This window comes from Vibrio sp. R11-SG3-ISO9 (genome assembly GCF_059834255.1).
The window spans coordinates 203,813-225,709 of the sequence record NZ_JCBDGU010000039.1 but is presented as its reverse complement, the minus strand read 5'-3'; the positions used below and the strand labels follow the sequence as shown (position 1 = coordinate 225,709).

Below are 21,897 nucleotides of genomic sequence, written 5' to 3'. Positions count from 1 at the left end.
GCGTACTCCTATAAAGTATTGATATATCTTGTAAATAGACCGCTAGTTTATTTGTTCTTTCAAAGTCATGTAACTGCTCAGTTAAGAACAGCGCTTGTCTACCTGCGAGAAACAACAGCAAGGAGATAGGAAGTAGTACTAAGCCGAAGAGTTTATGTTTGACTGACAAATTATTCCATATTGTTTTTGTAGACATATAGGTTCCATCCAACTACACGCATATACAAACAGTAGGATAAACTGCCCAAATTGGAAATTTTATTTGATGAATTTTGAATGAAGTGTGGAACAGGTAACTATTTGATGGAGGTATTAATTTAGGATTGGAGTACGACCTTTTGACTTGTACCAAAGCCCTACCAAAATGAGGGAGTTAGTGTTGATGTTTAAAGATGCGTTTATCCCGCCATTTGAGTACTTACCTGCTGGTATACTGCGAAACTTTAGACTGCTACCCAACACCTCTTGGTACAACAAATCGCTAAACTCATCATCAAATAAAACACTGAAACCAAATCCAACTTTGTTGCTAAGAACTTGCGGGTTTTCAATGGTTTTTCCTGAAGGACTGACGCTTGTCCAAGCCTTTCCGTAATAGTAGATATTGTTATAAGCAAACCAAGGGTTTTTGCTCATTGCGTCTTCGGCGTACGCGCTGATGATTCCGGTCTCTTCCCATTTTTGCTTGTGTAGCTCATAAAAGGGTACTAACTGACTCCAACTCGGGTCACTTTGATACTCAATACTCGCGAGAACATAAGGATCACTGGTTAGGAACGGGACGTTGCGTGAGTCAATCTGAATATCGATACCTTGAATCTCGATCGTTTCTAGGTAGTCTTCTAGGTCTGGAAAGGGCAACTCATAGCCATACATTTTGAAACCTTCAGCCGCGTACTGAAGATAGCCATTTCTTCCCTCTTGACGGTAGTACTCTCGATTTTTATAGAGTTTGGCCCCAAAGAGTGTGCCGTTGTGTACTGCTCGACTAAGATCCCATCGCGTGACGATTTCATTTACGCTTGGGGAGAGTTCTGGGTGTTGCTGTTCTAGAATCTTCAACCAAATGAGGAGCCGGCCTATATCTAATGCTGACCAGCCGTTGCCGTTACTTTTGCTATCACTCAAGCGGCCCGAGGGAAGCCCAGTTTTCGTGCTGTACTCTCGGTTTGGTAAACTGCCTTTGTAGAGTGGGAAAGAGCTTAAAGTAGCCAGAGTTTTCTCAAGCTCGTAATGCACTTGCTCAGTTTCTTTCATGCCTAATGCTTCTAAGGCGAGGGTTGCAGCAATGCCACTCGCTACATCCCACATCGTCGTATGACTATAGCCTTGGACCGAATTCCACAATCCTGTCTCTTTATGGAAGTTACGTTGGATGTAATGCTCCGCCTTTTTAGCGAGCAAACGTTCATTTCGACTTAATACTATTGGATCGTCGTTTTTGACAATGGTTGATTTAGGGTGACCGACATGCATTTCTTCTGGGATGGTGTCCGTTACATTGTTCTCTTTTGCATCTTCAACAATCGGCGGTGCAATCACTCTTCGATAGTACTGTGTTTTAGGCGCAGTAGCAGATTCAACACTTTCACCTTCTTCAACGGTACTTACACCTCGCTGCCCATAAAAGCTAACCTCTTCATCGCCATAGCTAGCGAAAGAGGTAAAAAAGGCCGTAAGACTCAAAAACACCGTCTTATATTGGGTATGTCTATGAAGAAATTGTGCCAATGCAATCTGACTCATAATGTTTGTCTAACATAATGATAATACAACTTATTGTTTAACAGAGTTTAAATTCCAAAAAATGTGAGAATAGAAGTTGGTGATAATTTGCACAATTAACTTGTTGTTGATCGGGATTAGCTGTTAAACTTGAGGCATAACAACGGACAGAACTGGCTAGATGGATTTTGATTTAGTTAGGAATAAGATTGTTATGTTCAAATTTTACGATTTCCTCCACGAAATAGGCGTTGTTGTTCCAGAACAACAAGCTTCTCACAATAATTTTTCTGCTGACTACCATTACTCAAGTTCTCGTTATCAAATTGAAGAACCCGCAAAAAAGAGAATTGCAGATTACTTGTCTTCCAATGTACTCAAGCGATTGAATTGTGGTGATGTATTGAATTCTAACGGTGTTATTGCTTTTTCCTTTGGTGATAGCGACGACGTCAACCAACTCCTTGCGAAAGAGGTGGAAAGATTCCACCAAGAAAATCCACTTGCTCCGTGTTACGTACAGCAAGAGGTCGCGGCTCATTTAAAAGCAACACCTCATGTGAGTATTGAAAACAGTGCTTATCAAACAACAACGGATGTTGCGAGAGCGGCATTGAACGATATTGGTCTCGCGAAGATCACGGTGATCGCGCAGTCTTGGCACGCACAGCGTTGTATCGAAACTTGTGAATCGCTTGGTTTTGAAGTGGTTGCATTGAGGGTGAGTGATGGATTTCCGGCCAAAGATCCACAGCCTTGGGTGAGGAACCCGATTAACTGGATCATTAAAGAGAGCCATCGAGAAGTCGCGACTGGTTATGAAATCAGTGAGCAGTTTAATCTGGTTTAGTAACGTGATATTGAATTTTAAACATGGGGTTAGCACTAACCTCATGAAATGTTGCAAGTTGTGCTCTAGTGCAAGTTATCGAGGAATTACAAAGAGATAATCACAAATTAATTTATCCTTCTCCTGAAATAAGTCAATTCTTGTCTATACTCACCTTATAATAATATGCAACTAAGTGAGTTGGCTTAATATGGATGATTTGAAACTGAGCCCTTTTCATAGTGTGAAAAGAGCGGCTTGGGCTGCCGTTGGCTTTAGTATGGGCATTAATCTTCTGGTGTTGGCAGTACCAGTCTACAGCTTGCAACTGTTCGATAGAGTGATGAGCAGTGCAAGTATCGAAACCTTGTTTGCTTTGCTCGGCATAACTCTGTTTTTGGTCACTTCTCAATCCGCACTTGAATATATCCGAACTTTGTTAATGCAACGGTCTGCGCTCAAGCTAGACACTCAATTGAGTGGCCAACTGTTGGATCTGAGTATCTCCACTTCTTCTCAAACAAACAGTATAGATAAGCAGCCATTGCATGATTTGAGCACGCTCCGTAACTTTTTAGCGTCGCCATCGACTTCTTCAATTCTTGATCTCCCTTTTACTCCGCTGTTCTTGTTACTGCTGTTTTTCCTTCATCCGTACATTGGCATTGTCGCTCTGACAGGCGCGGTGGTTTTTTCTCTACTCACTGTTGTGATGATGTTAGGTGGGCGCAAAGTGAGTGGGGTGGCGCAAGAAGAGACGGGGAAAGTCGCAATGGAACTCAACGACTTTTTACGTAATGCACCAACTCTCAAAGCTATGGGCATGAGTCAAAACATCGGTAAAGTATGGGAAGAGAAGAATCATAAAGTACTAAGCTTGCAATGGCTGGTTAACGCGCGAGTTGGCTTATTGTTGGCTGTGAGTCGTTATTTCAGAACCCTACTACAAGTTGTGGTTTTAACGCTCGGCGTTTATTTGGCGTTACAACAACAAATAGGGTTGGGTGCTGTTATTGCTAGCTCAATCTTAATAGGCCGCGTGTTGAGCCCGTTTGAAAGTGCAGTCAGCGGCTGGAAATCTTGGTACAGCGCTTATCAATCATGGAGTCGCCTGAAAAAATGCGCCTCTCTTACCAACCCATCGGTTAAAACTCTGCTACCTCAACCTCGAGGAGAGATTCAATTTAACAATGTCTCGCTAAAGTTCCCAGGTGCAAAATCACCGACGTTGCAGGGGATCAACTTTAAGCTGGGAGCGGGACATGCACTTGCGGTTATGGGCAACTCTGGCTCAGGTAAATCATCACTGGCGAGCCTGTTAATGGGTATTCACAAAGCAAGCGTTGGTGAAATCAAGATTGATGGTGCGACCGTTGAGAAGTGGGACCAAAATCAGTTTGGTCAGTATATAGGGTATCTTCCTCAGCACGTCGGATTGCTTGCCGGAACGGTGAAGCAGAATATTTCACGATTCTCTGACTGTAATGACGAAGAAGTCGTTTCTGCAGCAAAACTCGCATGTATACATGAGTTAATCATGGCACTGCCTGATGGGTATGACACCTATATTGGCGAAGGAGGAATTCTACTATCAGGTGGTCAGAAGCAACGCATCGGTCTTGCCCGTGCTATCTATTCGAATCCAAAAGTTCTGGTTCTAGATGAGCCTAATTCGAACCTTGATCCTGAGGGCGAAACGGCGCTCGCTATTGTTCTTCAACACTGCAAAGAGAACAGCATAACTGTGGTGATGATTTCTCATCGTCCGGGTTTCCTACGTCAAATGGATTGGGTAATCAGCCTCAAAGAAGGACGTGTTGAGAAAGCAGGAACGTGTGAGCAGTTCTTGGGGCTGAGAGATGGCGACACTATCAACACCAACAACATCGACCAAGTAAAAGAGCAGCGTAGAGGATAGGGGCATTTATGGAACGTGAATTCAGTACACGCAAATTGATTATTCTTGGCTCTGCAATCCTACTGGTTACCGTCGGAGGCTTTCTGTTTTGGTCCATGACCATGTCTTTGAGCTCTGCGTCTGTCGCGCATGGTAACTTGGTTGTTGAGAGTAAAAGAAAGCAAATTCAGCATTTACAAGGTGGTTGGGTGAAAGAGGTGTTGGTGAAAGATGGCCAGCAAGTTGAGGTCGGTCAAGTGTTGCTTGAGCTCTCTGATACTAAATCCGAATCCGATTATAAGCGTTACCTTTACCGTAATTTCTCGTTGGTGGCGCAAAAGGCACGTCTTGAAGCGCTTCTGAATGAGTCGGAAGAGCCGAAATGGCCAGAGGTTTTGGTGAATGAACAACAAGATTCGTTGATTGTTATGCCTATCGTAAATAGTGAGCGAGTACAGTTCGAACAAGGGTTATTGCGAAAGCAATTGATTGACTCTTTATACAACCAAAAATCGACCCTTTACAAAGAAAAGATTCAGGGTAACCAGTTTCAGAAAAAAGCAGTGGCTTCACAGCGTGATTTGATCAAACAAGAGATCGATATGACGAAAGGCTTAGTTGCTAAAGGGTACGTGTCTAAAACTCGTATGTTAGAGCTTCGTCGTCATCTAGCTCGAATTGAAGGCGAGCTAGCGGAGATTAACGTCACTATCGACGTGACCAAGCGAGAACTTGAAACCTTGGAGCAAAGCTACAAAAGTCAGCTATTAGATTTAAAACGCGATTATGCTCAGCAGCTAAAATCCGTTAACGATGAGGTACGGGACGTTAAACAAGTGATGAATACCTTGGAAGACGTGCGTTCACGTATCCAGATTCGTAGCGAGTTTAAAGGACGTGTTGTAGGGTTAAATATTTCCAGTGTTGGTGGTGTGGTACGTCCGGGGCAAGTGTTGATGGAGATTGTGCCAGACAGCGATGAATTGATTGTTGAGGCAATTGTGCCTCCTAGAGACATTGATATTGTCCGTTCAGGACAGGACGCAAGGATTCGGTTAACGGCATACAGCGCAAGGCAAGTACCGCCAGTACTGGGAGAGGTGATTCATGTATCTGCTGACAGAGTGGTTAAAGGTGGTGACGCGGATGAAAAAGACCAAGGTTATTTGGTGAAAATCCGGTTTGATCGTGATGACCTTCAATCATTGCAAGCTGAAAACCACATTGAGCTGTACCCGGGGATGCTTACGGAGGTGCTGATTTTGGTCGAAGAACGTACGCTTTGGGATTACCTGATAGGCCCATTAACCAGTGGGATGGCTAAAGCCATGAGGGAGGCGTAATGGATGAGTCGATGGTGTTTTGGTTAGGGTTCTATTTGTGCTTCTTTGCAATGAGCACGTACGTTGGTTTCAAAAAGAACAACCTAGTTGCCGGTGTGCTCTTAGGCTATGTCTTGGGTCCAATTGGTCTGATTTTGTTATTGATGAGCAGTGACCGAAAACAGGGAACCTGCCCACACTGTTCGCAACGGATTGACCGTCAATCTTATATCTGCCCGAAGTGCGAACAAAAGTGTTACAAACAAGTGATTTAAGGAGGCTACTGTGAGTAAAGGAACTATTGTGTTGATGACAGCTGTAGCTATAACGTCGACCGCAGCAGCAGGTTATTTTGGATATAAGAACGCCAACATTGAATCGCGAATCGATACCTTGATAGCCGAAAAAGTCTCGGAAAAAGAAGCGGATATAGAAGCATTGAATGAGGTTATTACAGAGCTGACGGATCAAATGGCTTCAATGACATACGTTAAGCAAATGGATGATGAGACGTATGAAAAACAGGTCGCGGCAGCAGATCTCAAGCTGGTGGAAATGTCACAAGAAATAGACGAGCTAACTGAGAAACTAGCAGCCTCAAATATCGCATTAGCTAAGGCGAATAAGTCGGCTCGTATATACCGCTCTCGATACCTCTCAGAAAAAGACTCCGTTAAGAGCGCCAAGCTTGCGATGAATGAGCAATTAGCCAAAGAAAAGTTCGCACTTGAGCAACAGAATCAAAAAGCCCTAGCGGCTCAACGAACGGAGTTAGAAGACGAGTACTCAACACAAGCCCAAAGAGCAGAGACTGAGAAACGTGTCGATGAAATTATGACTAACTTCTCTAATCTGCGTGTGGACTTAGACTTGGTTAATAAGTGTGATCCTGAGTACTTAGAACGTTATGGGGAAGCGAAAAGCATGCTTAACCATATGAGAACTTACATTCAACAAAACGATCTAAATTCGGAATACTACTTCTTTGTGATTTCTAATGACGCTCAAATAACCCGTAAAACCCGAGAGTTGTGTATAGAGGGGTAATTGAAATCAGTTCCGTTAGATATCTGGGAACAATATAGCTTTTTAAATGGACTCATATGAGTCCATTTTTTGTTTTCTAAGACGCTGAAAAAGCTTTGCGGCTGATGCACCTTTGTGCTGGCGACTGAGGCGAGCTTATAGCTAGGTATAACGACGAGGATTGGTTACTTGATAGTATCAGTTAATTGACAGGGAATTGGTTAAGCAACGTAAGATTAGCCAGCAGGTTAGGGAAGTAAATACATGGTTTTGGCTTAGTAGTCTTAGAATAGAAAGCGGCTCATAATGAGCCGCTTGTTGGTGAGTTAGGTTAATGAAGAGTGTTATACGTCTTCTGAATCTGGGAAGTTGATGTCACCGCTATTCAAGTCACTCCAGATAACCACTTCTTGTCCTGCTTCACTTTCAAAGCGATAGCCGTATAGCGAGCCAGTGTCGATGTTGCTTTCACGATAGATGTCTTGAAGACTGTCGCTCATCTCTAGGTGACTCTCAGTAAGCTGCCAGCCCCAACCGGAAACATCGATACTGCTTGCACCGGTACATACGAACTGACCAGCGGTATCACCTGCAGTGTTATTGGCTGCAATCTTATCGAGAGCAAGTGCGAGTTCTGTGTCACTTGAGCTGATCTTCACACCCTCAATCTCTTGGAATGTATTGTGCGTCATATCGATCATTTGGCTTTGATTGTCACCACCCACAACCAGGACATCGAAGTCTGAACCTCCGCTAAAGTGAACAACACCAGCTTCACCAGACTCGACTTCGCTAGAGTCAAATATCAGTTGGTCATTACCCGCACCGCCATAAAGTTGGTCGATACCTTCACCACCATCTAAGATGTCGTTACCGACTTGGCCGAATAGGGTGTCATTGCCTGAATCACCCGACAGTTTATCGTCGCCTTCGCCGCCATCTAGGGTATCTGCGTTATTATTACCACTTAAGGTATCGTTGCCTTCACCGCCTGACACATAATCGTCACCAGAGCCGCCAGACAATTTATCGTCACCGCTTGCACCATATAACATATCGTTGCCTCCATTACCTGATAGTGTGTCGTTGCCGTCTTCACCAAACAGTGTATCGGCAGAGCCGCCGCCACCTAGGTTATCGTCTCCAGAACCGCCCCAAAGTGTATCTTCGCCTGAATCACCTCTAAGGGTATCGTTGCCTTCACCACCCACGAGTGTGTCATCACCAGAGCCACCAGATAGGTAGTCGTTACCTGCTCCGCCATCCAGAGTATCTTGGTCATTCTGACCATACATGATGTCGTTGCCTTCGCCACCTTCGAGGGTATCGTCTCCATCTCCGGCATATAGTTTATCGCTATCAGCACCACCGAATAAGCTATCGTTGCCTGCACCAGAAGATAGGGTATCGGCACCTGTACCGCCGTAAAGGGTGTCTGAGCCACTACCAGTCGTGACCGAATCGTTCCCGTCATCACCAGAAACAGTGCTGTTGCCAGAGTTCACTCTGATAGTATCGTTACCTTCACCACCTGCGATGGTGTTGGTTTCACCACTCGCAGTGATATCATCGTTTCCTTCACCGCCTGTGATGTTGTTGGTGCCGCCACTGGCTGTGATCGTGTCATTTCCTTCGCCACCAGCAATCGTGTTAACGCTGCCAGTCACAGTGATCGTATCGTTGCCGTCATCACCGGAAATGTCATTTACTCCACCGCCGGTAGAGCTGATAACGTCAGCACCTGCACCGCCAGTAATCGTGTTACTCGCACCAGTTAGTTGGATATTGTCATCACCATCACCACCATCGACGATGTTGTTGTCTGACGCATCTTCAATATAGTCGTCGCCTTGACCACCCAACAGGGTATCCGCGCCCGAACCACCGAGTAAGGTATCATCGCCTTCGCCACCTGATAGAGTATTACTGCCGCCTTCTGCAATGAGTTTATCGTCGCCCAAACCACCAGATAGGGTATCGTTGCCCGCGCCTGAGTAGAGTTGGTCATCCCCAGCATCGCCTGACAAGTTATCATTGCCAGCACCACCGAAAATAAGGTCGTTGTCATCACCACCAGATACGGTATCGTGACCTTCGCCCGCATCAATTAAGTCTTCACCCTCGTTACCAGACAGGTTGTCATTGCCCGCTGCACCAGAGAGAATATCGTCACCCAAGCCGCCAGTTGCTGTATCAGCTCCTGAGCCACCATAAAGTGTGTCAGCACCTTCACCGAGTGTGATTTTGTTTGCACCATCCTCGCCATACACGGTGTCATCACCGGTGCCTGCATCCACAGTGTCGTCACCGCTACCGGCATAAAGAACATCGTCTCCGTCTGCACCAGTAATCGTATCGTTATCGGCGCCACCGTATAGCGTGTCCGCTTGTTCGCTTCCGATAAGCGTATCGTTACCTTCGCCACCGAAAATGTTGTGGCTACCTGTTTCTGCAGCAATCAGTGTATCGTTACCTTGCTCACCAAGTAGAGTGTCTTGGCCGTCATCGCGAATGACGTCGTCACCTTCGCCGCCGGCAAGAAGGTCATAACCATCACCACCAATAAGTTCATCGTTACCCGCGCCACCAAATAGTGCGTCGTCGCCGTCACCACCTTTCAGTACGTCGTCACCACTTCCAGCGTCAATGTGGTCATTTCCTGCACCAGCGTCGATAGTATCCGCACCATCACCTGCGTATATCTGGTCAGCACCTTCGCCAGTATTGATATTGTCTGAGTGGATACCACCATAGACAGTATCGTCTCCTAGGCCTGTTGCGATGGTATTTGATCCGGACTCACCATATACGGTGTCGTTACCTTCTCCAGTTGTAATGTTATCGGTACCTGAACCTGCATAAACGGTGTCATGGCCAGCGCCAGAGGTGATAGTATCGTCACCTGAACCACCAGATAGAAGGTCATCTTGGTCTGAACTAACAAGTACATCGTCACCGTCCTCACCGTAGATTTCGCTGCGACCGGTACCACCGTCGAGTTGGTCATTACCCGTACCGCCAACTAGAATGTCGTCGCCTTCTTCACCTTTGATGATATCGTCGCCGTCATCACCAATTAGAGTATCGCTACCTGTACCACCGTGGATAACATCATCGTTGCCGCCACCTAGCACTGTGTCATTACCGGCGCCTGCGTAGATCTCGTCGCTACCTTGGTTACCTTCAATGAAGTCGTCACCTTCGCCGGCCTGAATTGAGTCATCACCGCTACCACCGTAGAGGCTATCGTTCTCTGCAGAGCCAGTTAGGGTATCTTGACCATCTCCACCATACAGTTCACTGGCGTTCAGTCCAGCATTAATGACGTCATCACCACCTTCACCAAAGAGTTGGTTGTTACCTTCGACGCCTTCAATAATATCGTCACCACCACCAGCGAAAACTTTGTCATCACCGGTTCCGGCATCAATTACGTCAGCGCCTTGGCCAGTGAAGGCAGTATCGTTGCCAGCACCTAGTGTCACTTTGTCATCACCGCTGTCGGCATAAACAGTGTCGTCACCCGCGCCAGAGCTGATCGTATCGTCACCAGCACCACCAGACAGTAGGTCATCTTGATCTGCACTGGTAATAACATCATCACCATCTTCGCCGTAAATCTCACTGCGGCCTGTACCGCCATCAAGTTGGTCATTGCCTAAACCACCAACTAGAACATCGTCTCCTTTGCCACCAGTGATGATATCGTCGCCAGCCTCACCGATGAGAGTATCGTTACCTTCGCCACCGGAAATAACGTCATCACCTTCGCCACCAAAACCAACATCATGGCCCGCGCCTAGATTGAGCGTATCATCGCCATCGTTGCCCTCGACCACATCATCGCCAGCGTCTGCTGTAATAGTGTCGTTGTCCTGTCCACCGTAGATCTTGTCGGATTCAGTTGAACCAGTCAGTGTATCTTCACCGCTACCACCGTAGAGTTCACTGGCATTCAAACCTGCAGTAATGGTGTCATTACCTTCTTCGCCGAACAGTTGGTTGTTGCCAGATACACCTTGAATAACGTCGTCGTCAGCACCTGCATAAACTTGGTCATTACCTGCGCCTGCAACGATGGTGTCTTGTCCTGCACCAGTAAACGCCTTGTCATGGCCTTCACCAAGGTTGATATTATCGGTGCCACTGCCTGAGTAAACAGCATCGTGGTCAGCGCCTGAATCGACCGTATTGTCTCCGTCACCTGCATAAACGGTGTCGTGGCCCGCGCCAGTTTGAATCGAGTCTTGTCCAGCGCCTGCATACATTAGATCGTCGCCAGAGCCGGAATCTATGGTGTTATCGCCGTCGCCCGAAAAAATGGTGTCATGGCCTTCGCCAGTATCAATAGTATCGTCACCGAAATCTGTGTAGACAGTATCGTCGCCAGCGCCAGACGTAACTTGGTTGTGGCCCGTTTCACCAAATACCGTGTCTGCGCCTTCTCCAGTATCTATGATGTCATCACCAGAGCCTGCATAAACTTGGTCGTCACCAAGACCCGTTGTGATGGTATCGACACCCTCATTACCATGAATAATGTCGTCACCTTCGCCACCATCAATCACGTCATCGCCTTCGCCACCAAAGAGTTGGTCGTTACCAGCGCCACCGGTTAGTGTGTCATCGCCAATATCACCATATAGCGTGTCGTGTCCCTCACCACCACTCATGGTGTCATCACCGTATTCACCCACTAAGGTATCGTGACCTTCACCACCTGTGATGGTGTCGTCTCCGTCGCCGCCGAGTAGTAGGTCGTTACCCGCATCGCCCGATATTTGGTCAGCACCTGCGCCACCGAGTACGAAGTCGTCGCCTTCGCCACCAGAAATGACATCGTCACCTTCTTCACCATGAATTTCGTCGTTGCCTTGGTTGCCTTCAAGAACATCGTCGCCTTTACCACCGAAGAGTTTATCGTTACCCTCGCCGCCGTAAAGGGCATCTTGACCGTCATCACCGATTAGAGTGTCGTGTCCTTCGCCGCCATGAAGAGTATCGTCACCTAACTCACCCATGAGTAAGTCATCGCCTTCGCCGCCATGAATAGTGTCGTCGCCGTCAGAACCGAGTAGGGTGTCGTTGCCTGTGCCACCATCTAGGTAGTCGTCCCCGTTACCGCCGACCAAGACATCGTCACCTTCTTCGCCATATAAAGTGTCATCGTTAATGTCGCCATCTAGGAAATCATTACCTTCACCGCCGTAGATGGTGTCGCTACCTTGCTGGCCTTTAAGAATGTCATCGCCACTACCACCATCAATGGTGTCGTCGTAAATGTTGCGAACGGCTACGTTCATGTCGTCGATGGTAGAGATTGGCTCGCCGTTTTCGTTTAGGAAAGTAAAGGTAACTTCACCATTGTCACCAATAGAAGATTCAGGAATTTCTGTATCGACGGTGATATTACCGTTAGCATCTACCGTCGCGATTTGAGAAGCGATGATGGTGCCGTTTTCATCGGTAAGTTGAACTGTCACGGTACTGTTTGCCGCTAAACCACCTACTGTGGTTGAGGTGTTGACGGCTTGATTGACAGCAAAATTGTCTAATCTAACCGTATGAGAGGATTGTTGCTCGTTGGTTTCAGCATCAAACTCGTAAGCGGTGTAGGATTCACCCCATGAGTCGTCTCCACTCACTGGCGTATCATTGTTCTCTTCAAGACCGTATTCTACGTCGCCTAGTACGGTATCATTGCCACTACCTGTAGATATTTTGTCGCTACCTTCTCCTGCAGTGACAAAATCATCACCTGCAAGCGTGCTTATCTCATCGTTACCAGCACGGCTGTTTACCGCGTCATCTTGATCTGTACCAACAATAAGATCGTCGTGTTTTGTTCCTTCCATGAGCCTTCTCCTAGCCGTATAAGGTGATGTTTTCTGACGTTACGGTTCAAATAATCTGGCCTCGCAATTAGCACGTTTATTTGATTCTCATATTGCTAATTGCATTTATGGTGCCAGTTGCATATTTTGAGTTGTAACTTAAGATTAGACGGCTTGAAGATGTTTGCCACAAAGATTCTCAAAATGAATGAAATCAACAACTAATGGTTGAAAAAATTTAGAAAGCAAAACTGTATGCTAGGGTGATTGAACCATCTTTGAAACGACCCGTACCTTCACCTCTGTCAGAAGAGTTCCAGCGATTCCCAGAATAATTGTTATATTGCAAAGTGATGGTACCCGGTCGCCAGTCAAAATAACCGAAACCGTAGGTATAATCTGGGTTCCAGGGCTGTTGTTGCTGTTTGTCAAAATAGTAAAACGCGGTGCCATTGACATACCAGTTGCCCCAAATTGAGTATTTACAACCTAGACTCAAGGTTTGGTGGTTGTTTTTGTATTCGGTTGTCGCAAGGTTGAAATACTCAGGTGTGAAGTTATAGTCAATTTGACAACCGATGGCTCCGTCGTCAGTAAATCTGAATAGATCGACGAAAGGCGATTTGATGGGGAACTTCCAACCAAGCGACCAAGTTCCTTGCTTAAACTCTGTTCGATTTTGTCCAGGATCGGGATTAAATCTGTTCCCGCCATAGTTTGCATAGACCAAACTTAGTGTATAAGGACGCCAATCGCTGTAACCAAACACGTAGGTGAAGTCCGGATTCCATGCTTGTTGTTGATCGCTATCTAGATAGTGATAAACCGTACCAGACACAAACCAAGCGCCAGCAATTGTGTATTTTAGCGAAAGGGTTAGGGTTTTATTGAGGTTGGTTGGCCCTTGAGTACTGCCCGCTGGAATGTTGGCTGATTCGGTTTCAGCCAAAGGTTGGTGATAACCGACATTACCACTCAAACCATCAAGGAGTTCTCTGTCTTCCCAATCCTGAAAAGGAAAGGCAAATGAGCTTGATACTCCCTTCCAAATTTCATCTATTTCGTCATCGGTTGGTACTTTAGGTGCAGAGGGTTGATTACCAACACTTGATAACGTCGCACTCTCTTGAGGAGGGGGAGCATGAGGAGCGGTGTTTGCCAGAAAACTGTCTGCCCATGCACTATTCGACAATAGAACAATACCAATAAGTAATCTGCGCTTAATCATTACTGTCATTTCTAACAATCCACTCCCTGTGATTGTGTTAAATACCGCACAACGTTAACTTAAGCATAACAAAATTATAAGAAACAATTTGCAAAGCAATGAGTTGAGTCTAACCTAAAGTAATAAAGCACGTGAACCAAAGCCAAAATCATAATTGGCAGAAGTGTGATAAGAACGTCAGAAAAGGCTTAGGGTAAAGAATGAAGGATATTCTGCTTGTTGATGATAACCGAACCATATTGGTTTATATGAGTTCGGTTTTAAAAAAGCGTGGTTATCAAGTACATACTGCAACTGGTGGTGAAGCTGCTTTGCAGATGTTAGCGGATAACAACGATATTCAGCTTGTACTGAGCGATTGGATGATGCCAGGTATGAGTGGAGTAGAGCTGTGCAGCGAGCTTAAGTCCAAAAACTATAACCGTTACATTTTCTTTGTGCTTCTCTCTTCAAAGGGCGATGAAGCGTCCATCATTAACGGTATTGACGCTGGCGCCGATGACTTCATCGACAAAAAAACTTCAATAGATGAACTTGATGCGCGAATCCGCGCAGGCTTTCGTACTCTGGCGCTTCATAATGAAGTTGTCGACAAAAATACTAAATTGGATCAAGCCTACGAAACGATCAAGCGTGACCTTGATTCTGCCAGCGAATTGATCCGACAAATCCTGCCCAAAACCAAACACTTCAGCTGTGTTGAGCTTAGCTATATCTCGATTCCGAGCGCCCAAGTAGGTGGCGATATGTTGGGTTATATGCAGCTCGATACTGATCATGTTGCCTTTTATCTGTTCGACGTCGCGGGTCATGGTGTTTCTTCGGCTCTTATGTCGTTTTCAGTGCAAACCAGCTTATCGGTTCAAAACGGCAGTTCTTCTGTGGTTCTAAAAAACGATGGTGACACATCAACCGTGTGTGCGCCTGCTGATGTGGTATCTAAACTGAATGAAATGTATATGAGTAGTGATGCCAACATTCTTTATTTCACGATGATCTATGCCGTCCTAAACGTGAAAACCGGTCTTATGTCTTACTGCTGCGCTGGTCATCCACCTTTAGTTTGGTACCACGGCAACCAAGGAAACGCAGAACTGATTGGTCACGACAACTTCGTTGTTGGGGCTTTTGATGATGTGGAATATCAAGCTGCACAAATTCAACTCGAACCAGGCGATAAAATCTGGTTTTACTCAGACGGTATTACAGAAGCAGATAACGGAGACGAGCAGTACTCGGAAGAAGGCTTGCGTGATGCGATCGAACAACTGAATCAATATCCGATTCAACAACAAACCGAATTATTAGTAAATAACGTTAGAGACTGGACGAAGTCGGACTGTTTTGACGATGACGTCAGTGTTCTAGTGGCGGAATGGAAAGGTCCTCAAGAAGGAGACGCTCAATGCGATATGAAATTAGTCAACAAGGCAACTGCACAGTTCTTCAAGTAAATGAAGAGCGATTTGACGCTAAATTAGCACCCCAGTTTAGAGAAGTTTTAGAGACACTTACTCCGGAGCTGTCACCAAACGTTGTGCTTGATATCAGCAACGTTAAGTTTATGGATAGCAGTGGCTTAGGTGCAGTAATGGGTGTGTACAAAATGCTTCGTGACAAGAAAATCGCGGTTGCTAACGCGCAGAAGCCAGTGCAAGACCTGTTTAAACTTACGCGCATGGATAGGCTGATCAAGACGTATACCAGTGTCGATGAAGCCCTCGCAACAGCTGTGTAAGGGAGACTGATATGAAAGGAATGATCTTAGCGGCAGGGAAAGGTACACGAGTGAAGCCAATCACTCAATCGCTGCCTAAGCCAATGATTCCAATTCTGGGCAAGCCGGTAATGGAATCTATGATTGAGCTCTTTTCACAGCACAACATCAATAAGATTGTGATTAACACTAGTCACCTTGCGGAAGTTATCGAAGGCTACTTCGGCGATGGACACCACTTTGACGTTCAGCTTTCTTACTCTTACGAGGGAGAGTGTGTTGACGGCAAGTATCAGAGTAAAGCGCTCGGTTCTGCTGGTGGAATGCAGAAGATTCAGCAGTTTTCGGGCTTCTTTGATGAAACTTTTGTGGTTGTTTGTGGTGATGCTTGGATCGATTTGGACCTTACAGAAGCCGTTCGCAAACATAAGAAGAATGGCGGTATCGCAACCATCATTACTAAAAGCGTCATCTTAGATGAAGTCGAAAAGTATGGTGTTGTCGTTGCTGACGAAAAAGGGTTGGTTACTAGCTTCCAAGAAAAGCCGTCTAAAGAAGAAGCACTTTCTACGCAAATCAACACCGGTATCTATATCTTTGAGCCTGCGATCTTTGACTACATTCCGAAAGAGGGCGAATACGACATTGGTAGTGAGTTATTCCCAATGTTGGTGGAGAAGCACGTCCCGTTTTACGCAGTTGAAATGAATTTCCAATGGCTCGATGTAGGTAACATTACGGATATCTGGAGTGTGACCAAAGATATCTTAGAGGGAAAAGTTCCCGGTTATCGTATTCCTGGCACCCAAGTTAAAGCTGGGGTGTGGGTCGGGATCAATACGGTTGTTGACGTGAATAACTGTAATCTTCAGCCTCCCGTTGTAATTGGTAGCGGATGCAAAGTCGATCCGAATGCGAAAGTTATAGGTCCTGCACTTATCGGAGCCAATTGTCAGTTGGATGAAAAAGCAGTGGTCGAAGAGTCACTTATTTTTGACAACATTCATGTCAAAGAAGGTTGCCATATTAAGCATCAAACCATTTTTGGTCAGTATTGCATTGGTCATGATGGCGAACAGAACCACGACTTGGACTGGTGCAATTTGAGAACCTACGCCGCGCACAATCGTGTATCTGACATGTTGAATGGTATGTAGCAGAGGAGTGTGCCGATGTTAGACGTATTCGAACAAGCTTATAAAAGCTCTTTGGAGACTTCGCGACAAGTCGCAGTAGAGCTCAACGATTATTGGTCTGGTATAGGCATTTCTCCCGTGTTAGCCACTCAGTTAGAGCTGTGTGTGGTCGAGATGGTGAATAACACTTACATACACGCGTATAGCGAGCAAGAAGGCAAGCCAGTCAAAGTAAAGTGCAATCTGAATGAAGACTCAGAAACAAAGACCATCTGTATCGACATCATCGATAGAGGCGAACCTATGACACAAACTCAATTGGAAAAGGCTTTGTCCAACGAATTTGTTGATATGGACCCTGATGATGACACTACTTGGGCGACGTCTGGAAGAGGGTTCATGATTGTCTCTGCGCTGATGGATGACATTAAGCTACGTGTAGAAGATGGAGAAAACTGCTTCATGATGACCAAAGAACTTGAGGAAAGTGACCTCATAGAAAACGTGTGTCCCCCCTGATTAGAACATTCTAATAAGAGCTGGCTAGGTCAATAAAATAGGGAAAGGAACAAATGGATAATTATTTTGAGAAATTTGAGCACAGGGTACCACCAGAGCCTGTCCCTCATAGTATTCCCAGAGAACTTCTATATCAGTATTTAGCAACATGTAACTTAACACTCGGCATTTGGTACCTAGGTTGGCGCTGGATGTATGCTCTAAATTATGATGCGTTGTGGTTTTCGTTACCTTTGGCATTTGCAGAGTCTTGTGCCTTTATTGGTTCGATGTTGTTCACTTATAACTTGTGGAAAGTTGAGGACGAACCTAAGAAAGCGCCACCATATAAGATCTCGGAGTGTAGTCTCGACACCGAAGAAGACAGGCCAATCAGTGTTGATGTGTTCTTTCCCAGTTACGATGAAGAACCTGAACTGGTTAAGCTGAGTATTTTAGACGCACAGAAAATCACTTACCCGCACGATATCACGATCAAAATCTTTATTCTTGATGATGGCAAGCGACCAGAAATGGAAGCGATGGCTAAGGAAATGGGGGTTGGCTACATTACTCGTGACGGTAATGTTGGCTTCAAGGCGGGCAACCTGAGAAATGCAATGGAGCGCACCAGTGGTGACTTCGTTGTTATCTGTGACGCTGATACGCGCCCGTTCTCTACTATTCTTGAAAATACCCTTGGCTACTTTAGAGATCCTACAGTTGCTTGGGTTCAAACACCTCAATGGTTTTTTGACTTACCTGAGGGAGAACGCTTACCTGAATTCCTTGAAAGAAAAATGGGTACTTGGGCAAAACCTATCGGTTCAGGCATAGAAAAATTCTATGGTCCGGTAACACTTGGCGAAGACCCCTTTGTTAACGACCCACAAATGTTTTACGACGTCATTCAACGCCGTCGTAACTGGGTGAACTCTTCATTCTGTTGTGGCGCAGGTTCAATACACCGTCGTGAAGCGGTAATGGAAGCGGCGTTAAGAGCTTACGCAGAGCAGATCACAAAAGAACAAGACGAAATTGAAGCGCAGATACGTCGTTTAACTAAAGAGAAGAAGGTTGAACAGTCGGTATCAGATAACCTGCGTGATGAAATCTTGTTTGATACGGAATTTACACCTTACAAGTTCCACGTATCTGAAGACCTCTATACGTCGATCGTACTTCACTCTGACCGCGAGCGTAACTGGCGCTCGGTAATGCATCCAAATGTGGAAAGTAAAATGCTTTCTCCACAAGATTTACAAACGTGGACCGTACAACGATTTAAGTACTCTGGCGGATCGATTGATATCTTTATGAACGATAATCCAATCTTTCGCAAAGGTCTGAATTTTAAACAGAAGCTGATGTATGGTGCGAGTTTCTGGTCTAACTTGTCAGCAATCTGGAATATTGTTTTCTTAGCGTGTCCAATCATCTACTTCCTTACTTCAATTGCACCAGTAAGCGCCTATGACGTGACATTCTATTTGCACTTTTTACCTTATGTGATCACAGCTGAGTTGGCGATGATGACAGGTACTTGGGGCGTTGCGGGATATAAGGGCAAGACGAACTTCCTTTCATTCTTCCCGGTTAACTTACGGGCGTTATGGACAGTGTTACGCGGGCGGAAGATCAGCTTCCCAACAACACCGAAAGAGCGACAAACAGGTAATTTCTTCAAGTTAGTAATACCACAAGCGATGGTTTTCGGATTAAGTCTGTTTAGTCTGTTGTTTGCGTGGTTTGGTCACTCAACCGGTTCATGGGGAGATTACTCTGTGGGCGGTCTCGTTCTAAATACATTTTGGATTCTAAATAACATGTTAGCGATGTGGGGAATGATCGCTGCAGCATTCTGGACACCACCAGCTGAAAGCGAAGGTGAAGAAACTGCCAATTCAGAGGAGTTGAAGTATGGGGTTTAAAAAATCGATGGTTAATGCTCGCCATCATATTGTGTTCATCTTGGGTTTAGCGACAGCGCTTATTATTGCTTTCAGTATCGAGACTCGTGAATCGGGAAGAGTACTTGGAAACATCACCTTTGAGATTCCAGAAGATATCCCATTCAAGTCTTCACGGGTTTTGTCAGAACAGGAATTCGAGTGGGCGAATGTCGCTTGGCAGTATTTCGAGAACAACTACCAAGAAAATACCGGTTTGGTGAATTCAGTAGATGGTTACCCATCAACGACCATGTGGGATACCGCCTCTTATCTAATGGGGCTCATTTCAGCAGAGAAGATCAACATCATCTCAACTGAAGAGTTTGAGCTGCGTATGGAAAAGGCATTAACGACTTTAGCGCGTTTGCCTCTTGTTGATGGGCTATTACCAAATAAAGCTTACAACACGCAAACGCTCGAGATGGTGGATTACGCTAACAAACCTGTTGAAAATGGTATTGGTTGGTCGGCGATCGATATCGGTCGAATCCTGGTTCCTATGAACATTATGATTTGGCAATACCCGCAATTTAATAAGCAGGTAAACGACGTCCTTAACCACTGGAAAGTGAGTGCAATGCTGGTCGATGGCTATATGTATGGTGCTCGTCCTACATCAGATGCGAGTGTCATGGAACTGGTACAAGAAGGTCGTATCGGTTATGAAGAGTACGCTTCTAAATCATTAGCCTTGATGGGACGTGATGTATTTAACTCTATGAAATATATTGATTACCTAGACATGGTTGATATTTACGGCATCGAAATTCCCACAGATAAGCGTGACCCTTCAAAATTCCACGCTCATAACTATGTAGTAAGTGAATCTTACATTCTTGATGGTATCGAGTTTGGTGCGGACAGCGTGTCTAAGGTATTTGCACATCGCATTTTCCAAGCCCAAGAGCGTCGCTATGAAGACACTGGTATTGTTACGGCGGTGAGTGAAGATAACGTCGATGAGGCACCATACTTTGTCTACAACACCGTATTCTCAGATGGTGAAAAATGGAATGCCATCTCTGACGACGGTAAAGATCAATCACATCTGAAAACACTTTCGACCAAAGCCGCATTCGGTTGGTACGCGCTTTATGATTCAGATTACACCGATGTTCTGATCAATGAGGCTTCTACTCTGTATTCGGATGACAAGGGTTGGTACTCAGGTCGCTATGAAATTGATGGCCGTACTAACAAAGCAGTGACAGCAAACACCAACGGAATCGTATTAGAATCATTGGCTTATATTGAGAATGGACCTCTATTGACGATTGGTGAGTTGAAGTAAATCAGCGAATTAAAATAATAAGAAGGAATTTATATGCGAACGATTAGTCTTGGCTTGATCACTCTTGCAATCGTTGGTTGCGGTAGTAAATATAATCAATTCTCTGATGACATTATTGACCGAAATACACACTGGACTGTCCCTAAACCTCGTCATGGTGAATTGACTGAGAAAGAGATGGATATGGCCCGTATCGCTTGGAAGTATTTTGAAAACAACTACCAAGAGTCCACAGGATTGGTAAATGCGGTAAACAACTACCCATCGGTGACATGGTGGGATGCGGCATCTTATCTCGCGGGCATGACAAGTGCGTATGAATTGGGGATTATCGAAAAAGAAGAGTTTGATAGACGACTCGTTCGCTTCCTAACAACTTTAAATACACTCGACCTATTCATGGGGGAGTTACCTAACAAGGCTTATAACACCCAGACCGCGGCGAAAGTGGACTACGGTAACCAACCAGGCGAAATTGGGTACTCAGCTCTCGACTTAGGTCGTTTGATGATTTGGCTGTATATCCTTAAGAATCGTTATCCAGAGTTCGCGACCAGTATTGATTCTGTGATGCTAAGGTGGAACTACTGCAACGTGGTTGATGAAAACGGCACCATGTTTGGCGCGCTACTTGAACCTGGAAAAGAGGTGCAATACCTCCAAGAAGGGCGACTTGGTTATGAAGAGTATGCAGCGAAAGGTTTCGAATTGTGGGGCTTTGATACGACACAAGCTGCGATGGCAGAACCTTACGCAACGATTAACCTATTCGGTTATGACGTTCCGTACGATACTCGTGACCCGCGTAAACTGAAAGCGCATAGTTACGTTGTAACTGAAAGTTATGTATTGGATGGTATTGAAATGGGCTGGGATTTGGTGGAAGACAGAAGTCCACATGATTCCAATTATTCACATGAATGGATCGCAGAGTTTGCTCTACAAATATATCGTGTACAGGAAGAACGTTACAAACAAACGGGTATCATTACAGCACGTACCGAGCACCAATTAGCCGGTGCCCCATACTTCGTTTACGATACTATCTATACAGATGGTTTTGCATGGAACACTATCTCTGAGGTTGGTGAATACCTGCCACAATTCTCTGCGGTAGCCATTAAAGGCGCAATGGGGATGTGGGTTCTTTGGGATACCGACTATACCGACCTTTTGTTTGACCATGTCTCTACTGCTTACGACCGCGAAAAAGGGTTCTATGAGGGTATTTTTGAGAACGGCACGGGTCTTATCAACACGTTCACTTCTAACAATAACGGCATCACGTTAGAGATCTTATTGTATAAGAAACAGGGTAAGCTACTTCAATATAAAGATCAGTTAGCCCCAAGCTTATGGGAGAAAGCACTGGAATCACCATTCGGTTATGAGGGACAGTGCTTGCCTCGTAAAAAGATCAAACCTGTAGAATAAGGTTATTG

15 protein-coding genes and 1 pseudogene are annotated in these 21,897 nt (G+C 45.3%); 12 read left to right on the top strand and 4 right to left on the bottom strand.

Annotated features, from left to right (window positions below; translation table 11 throughout):
* Positions 1-196, bottom strand: a pseudogene (locus AC6R05_RS13345) (sensor histidine kinase); the annotation flags it as partial.
* A 116-nt stretch (positions 197-312) separates the two neighbouring features.
* The gene (locus AC6R05_RS13340; RefSeq protein ID WP_500647651.1) at positions 313-1,746 is read right to left on the bottom strand and encodes a DUF3131 domain-containing protein; all 1,434 of its coding nucleotides are present in this window, start codon (positions 1,744-1,746) and stop codon (positions 313-315) included.
* A 193-nt stretch (positions 1,747-1,939) separates the two neighbouring features.
* Between AC6R05_RS13340 and AC6R05_RS13335 the strand changes: the two genes are divergently transcribed.
* The 5 genes from AC6R05_RS13335 (at position 1,940) to AC6R05_RS13315 (ending at position 6,820) form a co-directional block, all read left to right on the top strand.
* Positions 1,940-2,575: a hypothetical protein gene (locus AC6R05_RS13335; protein WP_500647650.1), complete on the top strand. Its 636-nt coding sequence runs from the start codon at positions 1,940-1,942 to the stop codon at positions 2,573-2,575.
* 190 nt (positions 2,576-2,765) lie between these two features.
* The gene (locus AC6R05_RS13330) at positions 2,766-4,472 is read left to right on the top strand and encodes a type I secretion system permease/ATPase (RefSeq protein WP_500647649.1); all 1,707 of its coding nucleotides are present in this window, start codon (positions 2,766-2,768) and stop codon (positions 4,470-4,472) included.
* Positions 4,473-4,480: 8 nt separating this feature from the next.
* Positions 4,481-5,794 (top strand): HlyD family type I secretion periplasmic adaptor subunit, encoded by a 1,314-nt coding sequence (locus tag AC6R05_RS13325; protein WP_152470510.1) that lies wholly within the window; start codon positions 4,481-4,483, stop codon positions 5,792-5,794.
* Complete coding sequence (locus AC6R05_RS13320; protein ID WP_152470511.1) at positions 5,794-6,048, top strand: hypothetical protein; 255 nt, start codon at positions 5,794-5,796, stop codon at positions 6,046-6,048. The genes AC6R05_RS13325 and AC6R05_RS13320 overlap by 1 nt, the downstream gene beginning before the upstream one ends.
* 10 nt (positions 6,049-6,058) lie before the next feature.
* A complete protein-coding gene (locus AC6R05_RS13315) occupies positions 6,059-6,820 on the top strand; it encodes a hypothetical protein (protein ID WP_500647648.1) in 762 nt (253 codons plus the stop codon).
* 323 nt (positions 6,821-7,143) lie between these two features.
* Here AC6R05_RS13315 and AC6R05_RS13310 read toward each other — a convergent pair whose 3' ends face one another.
* A complete protein-coding gene (locus AC6R05_RS13310; protein ID WP_500647647.1) occupies positions 7,144-12,654 on the bottom strand; it encodes a beta strand repeat-containing protein in 5,511 nt (1,836 codons plus the stop codon).
* A 217-nt stretch (positions 12,655-12,871) separates the two neighbouring features.
* Complete coding sequence (locus tag AC6R05_RS13305; protein WP_500647646.1) at positions 12,872-13,870, bottom strand: hypothetical protein; 999 nt, start codon at positions 13,868-13,870, stop codon at positions 12,872-12,874.
* Positions 13,871-14,061: 191 nt separating this feature from the next.
* On the opposite strand from AC6R05_RS13305, the gene AC6R05_RS13300 reads away from it, so the two are divergent.
* Genes AC6R05_RS13300 through AC6R05_RS13270 form a run of 7 tightly spaced genes read left to right on the top strand, consistent with a single transcriptional unit; the run spans position 14,062 to position 21,889 of the window.
* Positions 14,062-15,315, top strand: a complete 1,254-nt coding sequence (locus AC6R05_RS13300; RefSeq protein WP_500647645.1) for a PP2C family protein-serine/threonine phosphatase — start codon at positions 14,062-14,064, stop codon at positions 15,313-15,315.
* Positions 15,267-15,599: an STAS domain-containing protein gene (locus AC6R05_RS13295; RefSeq protein WP_500647644.1), complete on the top strand. Its 333-nt coding sequence runs from the start codon at positions 15,267-15,269 to the stop codon at positions 15,597-15,599. Before AC6R05_RS13300 ends, AC6R05_RS13295 begins: the two co-directional genes overlap by 49 nt.
* Positions 15,600-15,610: 11 nt before the next feature.
* Positions 15,611-16,735: a nucleotidyltransferase family protein gene (locus AC6R05_RS13290; RefSeq protein WP_032552447.1), complete on the top strand. Its 1,125-nt coding sequence runs from the start codon at positions 15,611-15,613 to the stop codon at positions 16,733-16,735.
* Between the two features lie 15 nt (positions 16,736-16,750).
* Entirely contained in the window at positions 16,751-17,233 is a 483-nt protein-coding gene (locus tag AC6R05_RS13285; RefSeq protein ID WP_285464528.1) for an ATP-binding protein, read from the top strand.
* A gap of 53 nt (positions 17,234-17,286) precedes the next feature.
* The gene (locus tag AC6R05_RS13280) at positions 17,287-19,143 is read left to right on the top strand and encodes a glycosyltransferase family 2 protein (protein ID WP_150869504.1); all 1,857 of its coding nucleotides are present in this window, start codon (positions 17,287-17,289) and stop codon (positions 19,141-19,143) included.
* A complete protein-coding gene (locus AC6R05_RS13275; protein WP_500647643.1) occupies positions 19,133-20,455 on the top strand; it encodes a DUF3131 domain-containing protein in 1,323 nt (440 codons plus the stop codon). The genes AC6R05_RS13280 and AC6R05_RS13275 overlap by 11 nt, the downstream gene beginning before the upstream one ends.
* A 33-nt stretch (positions 20,456-20,488) precedes the next feature.
* Positions 20,489-21,889, top strand: coding sequence for a DUF3131 domain-containing protein (locus AC6R05_RS13270; RefSeq protein WP_500647642.1), 1,401 nt, complete (start codon positions 20,489-20,491; stop codon positions 21,887-21,889).
* Positions 21,890-21,897 lie beyond the last annotated feature (8 nt).